The organism is Salinicola rhizosphaerae (assembly GCF_014652715.1).
Lineage (GTDB): Bacteria > Pseudomonadota > Gammaproteobacteria > Pseudomonadales > Halomonadaceae > Salinicola > Salinicola rhizosphaerae.
In genome coordinates this window covers 137,364-141,188 of record NZ_BMZI01000002.1, presented here as the reverse complement: position 1 = coordinate 141,188, position 3,825 = coordinate 137,364, and the positions used below count along the sequence as shown (strand labels likewise).

Genomic DNA, 3,825 nt, shown 5'->3' with positions numbered 1-3,825 from the left:
GATCGCCGCGAGCCGGTGGGCTCCCGGCGACGCAAGGCGCTATAATGCGCCCGCCGTTTATCCTGATGACAGACCGCCGCCGGGAGGCCACATGCAGATCGAGCTCAACGGTGAGCCCCGCACGCTGGGTGAGGATCGGACGCTGACCGATCTGGTCGAATCGCTCGGTCTGGCGGGGCGACGTATTGCCATCGAAGTCAACGAAGAGATCGTGCCACGCAGCCAGCACGCGCAGACGCGCCTCAACGCCGGCGACCGCGTGGAGATCGTTCACGCCATCGGCGGCGGCTGAGGCGTCGCAACAGTATCGGGAGCCAACCATGTCTCTGCCTTTCGAAGATTCACCGCTCACCGTTGCCGGTCGGCGGTTTGCCTCGCGCCTGCTCGTCGGCACCGGCAAGTACCGTGATGTCGAGGAGACCGGCGCCGCGATCGCAGCCAGCGGGGCCGACGTCGTCACCTTCGCCGTGCGCCGTACCAACCTCGGCCAGAATCCGGACGAGGCCAACCTGCTCGATACGATCTCGCCCGAGCGCTACACCCTGCTGCCCAACACGGCCGGTTGCTACACCGCCAAGGATGCCGTGCGCACCTGCCGGCTGGCGCGCGAGCTCCTCGATGGCCATAACCTGGTTAAGCTCGAGGTGCTGGGCGACGAGAAGACACTTTATCCCAACGTCGTCGAGACACTGGCTGCCGCCGAGACGCTGGTCAACGACGGCTTCGATGTCATGGTCTACACCAGCGACGATCCGATCGTGGCGAAGGAGCTCGAACGGCGCGGCTGCTGCGCGATCATGCCGCTCGGCTCGCTGATCGGCTCCGGCAACGGCCTGCTCAATCCGGCGACGCTGGCGCTGATCCTCGAACAGGCCGAGGTCCCGGTACTGGTGGATGCCGGTATCGGCACCGCCTCCGATGCGGCGCTGGCGATGGAGATGGGTTGCGATGGCGTGCTGATGAACTCCGCCATCGCCCACGCGACGCACCCCGTCATGATGGCGAACGCGATGCGCAAGGCGATCGAGGCCGGGCGAGAAGCCTATCTCGCCGAGCGCATGCCGCGTCGCGCCCAGGCCAGCCCCTCGTCGCCCTTCGCCGGGCGCATCAACGCCTGAATTCGTGGCCGTCCGCGAGGGCGGCCGCTCTCCTCATCCTCTATCGATACCGACCGCATGACCGATCCCTCACGACCCCAGAACGACAGCACTCGACCTGACGGCCCACAAGTAGACGGTGCAGATACCGCCAGCTCTGAATTGGCCAGCGCCGAAGGCCACGACCTCGAGAAGCGCGGCGCCGGTGATGAGCGTCCCGACAATGGTGCGGCGCCAGGCGGCTCCTCCGAGACCGGCGCCAGGCCGCATCGCGGCATCAAGAGCTATGTCCTCCGCGCCGGGCGCATGACGGCGGCGCAGGAGCGCGGTCTCAGCGAGGTCTGGCCGCAGTGGGGGCTGACGCTGGATGCGGGACGCCAGGATCTGGACGCGCTGTTCGGGCGCACGGCGCCTCGGGTCGTCGAGATCGGTTTCGGCATGGGGCAGTCGCTGATCGAGCAGGCCGAGCGCCATCCGGAGACCGACTTCATCGGCATCGAAGTGCACGCACCCGGGGTGGGCAAGCTGCTCGACGAGGCCGATAAGCGTGGGCTGACCAACCTGCGAGTCTATCGCGAGGATGCGCTGGCGGTGCTGGCGGACTGTCTGCCCGAAGCGAGTATCGATACGCTGCAGCTCTTTTTCCCCGATCCCTGGCCGAAGAAGAAGCATCACAAGCGTCGGATCGTGCAGCACCCGTTCGTCGAGCGGGTCCGCACGCGGCTCAAGCCCGGCGGTACGCTGCACATGGCGACCGACTGGGAAGCCTATGCCGAGCACATGGCAGAGATCATGGCGACGGCACCCGGCTACACCAACACCGCACCGGCAGAGACGGCCCCGTTCGTGGCGCGGCCCGCCTTCCGGCCGCTGACCAAGTTCGAGACCCGCGGCGAGCGCCTGGGGCATGGTGTCTGGGATCTGATCTATCGGCGTGACTGAATGAGTCGTCGACCGTCATGTCACATAAAAAAGCCGCCCCAGGTGGGGCGGCGTAAGGACCGTGACTAGCTTGATGAGGAGATAACCATGGCAGGAACCTGACATTCACTGCTGTGGTTAGCGGCGCTTGGCGACGCCACGAGAGAAAGGTTAATCATTCTCATTTAGCTTTGCAAGCGAAACGAGAATATTTTTTATTTGCATCCGCCGCCGTTCAACCGCCGCCGGCGAGTCGCAGCCAGAGCGGCAAGGTGAGGATCGCCAGCAGCGTCTGGCCGGTGATGATCGCCGCCATGAGTTCTGCGTCGCCGCCCAGCTGGCGCGCGAGAATGTAGGCCGAGGTAGCCGTGGGCAGGGCAGCGAAGAGCAGCACGACATCACGCGCGCTGCCGTCGAGGCCGCAGAGCCAGGCCAGGGCCAGCGCCAGCAGCGGGCTGATCAGTAGCTTGATCGCGCTCGAGAGCCAGAACGCGCGGCCGCCACGCCAGAGCGCCTGCGGCCTCAGCGCGACGCCGACGGCGACAAGCCCCAGCGGTAGCGCCGCGTCACCGAGCAGCGCCACCGCCGCGTGACTCCAGCCAGGCAGGCCGATGCCGCTCACGTTGAGCAGGATGCCGCCGAGACAGGCCAGGATCAGCGGGTTGCGGGCCAAGGCCAGCGCGCTTCTGGCGAGGCTGGCGCGACCCAGCGTGCCGGCGGCGATGAAAGTGAGCACGCAGAGCAGGTTGGCGGTGGGCACCATCAGCGCGACGGCAACGGCGGCGATGGTCGCACCGCTTGACCCGTGCAGCGCGGCCGCGCCGGCCACGCCCACGTAGGTGTTGAATCGCACGACGCCTTGAAACAGCGACGTCATGGCCGCCGGCGTGAGCGCCAGGCGGCGGCGCAACAGCCAGATCGCGCTGCCCATCGCGACCATCGTGCCGAGGAGCGCGATCGCCAGTCGCCAGACGGGGACCTGATCGACATTCGCCGTGGCCAGTGTCGACACCAGCATGGCGGGAAACAGCAGGTAGTAGATGAAGCGCTCGAGCTGAGGCCAGAAGGGGCCGTCGGGAAAACGTGCCCAACCGAGCAGGGCGCCGAGTAGAATCAGCAGGAACAGCGGGCCCAGCGCGCTGATGATGTCGCTCATGGTTTATCCTTGTGCGAGCGCTCGAGAAACGCGCGACGGGCTCCCGAGCCGGGAGATGGCGAGTTTGCGCGCATGACGGCATCTGCTCAGGGTAAACACTCATACTCGAGGTTGGGAGTCTTCAAAGGTCCATGGCCGCTCACGATGAAGAGAATCACCGCCCGCGTCTGCTCAATCTGCTGATCGGCGTCACGCTCGCGACGATCGTGGTCGCGCTCTGGTACCTGGTCGATTATTACTACTTGCGCGACTCCAGCGAAGCCGTGACCTGGTATCCCCCAGGCGCGGGCTGCGAGCTGCTGGAGCGCACCTGCCATGCCGATCTCGGCGTCAGCTCGGCGCTCTCCTTCACGCTGCAGGCAGTGCCGGGGCGGCAGGAGCCGTTACGCTTCGAAGTGGAGGTCGCGGGAACCGAGGCGACATCGGTCGAGGTCGCGTTCGTCGGGCGGGATCTCGATGTGCATTCGCGGCAGTTCTCGCTGCATGCCGAGGCCGATGGTCGCTTCGTCGGTCAGGGCGATCTGGGACGTTGCAGCAGTCATGTCACGGCGTGGCGTGCTCAGGTGACGGTGTTGGGTGACCACGGCCTGCAGGGCAGCTGGTTCGATTTTGACAATGATCAGCTCGAGGGCGTGGTGAAGGGGCAATCGT

General features: G+C 66.2%; 5 protein-coding genes. 4 read left to right on the top strand and 1 reads right to left on the bottom strand.

Annotated elements, in window-relative coordinates; translation table 11 throughout:
- The first annotated feature begins 91 nt into the window (after positions 1-91).
- From thiS to trmB, 3 genes are read left to right on the top strand one after another with little or no spacing between them, the layout of a single operon-like run.
- On the top strand, positions 92-292 hold the full coding sequence (gene thiS / locus IE125_RS04050) for a sulfur carrier protein ThiS (RefSeq protein ID WP_189443317.1): 201 nt from the start codon (positions 92-94) through the stop codon (positions 290-292).
- Positions 293-320: 28 nt separating this feature from the next.
- Entirely contained in the window at positions 321-1,118 is a 798-nt protein-coding gene (locus IE125_RS04045; protein WP_189443316.1) for a thiazole synthase, read from the top strand.
- A gap of 57 nt (positions 1,119-1,175) precedes the next feature.
- The gene (gene trmB, locus IE125_RS04040; protein ID WP_229808917.1) at positions 1,176-2,039 is read left to right on the top strand and encodes a tRNA (guanosine(46)-N7)-methyltransferase TrmB; all 864 of its coding nucleotides are present in this window, start codon (positions 1,176-1,178) and stop codon (positions 2,037-2,039) included.
- A 214-nt stretch (positions 2,040-2,253) separates the two neighbouring features.
- Here trmB and IE125_RS04035 read toward each other — a convergent pair whose 3' ends face one another.
- On the bottom strand, positions 2,254-3,174 hold the full coding sequence (locus IE125_RS04035) for an AEC family transporter (RefSeq protein WP_189443315.1): 921 nt from the start codon (positions 3,172-3,174) through the stop codon (positions 2,254-2,256).
- Between the two features lie 131 nt (positions 3,175-3,305).
- On the opposite strand from IE125_RS04035, the gene IE125_RS04030 reads away from it, so the two are divergent.
- Positions 3,306-3,825: hypothetical protein (locus IE125_RS04030; RefSeq protein WP_189443314.1), on the top strand; the 520-nt coding region annotated here is incomplete at its 3' end.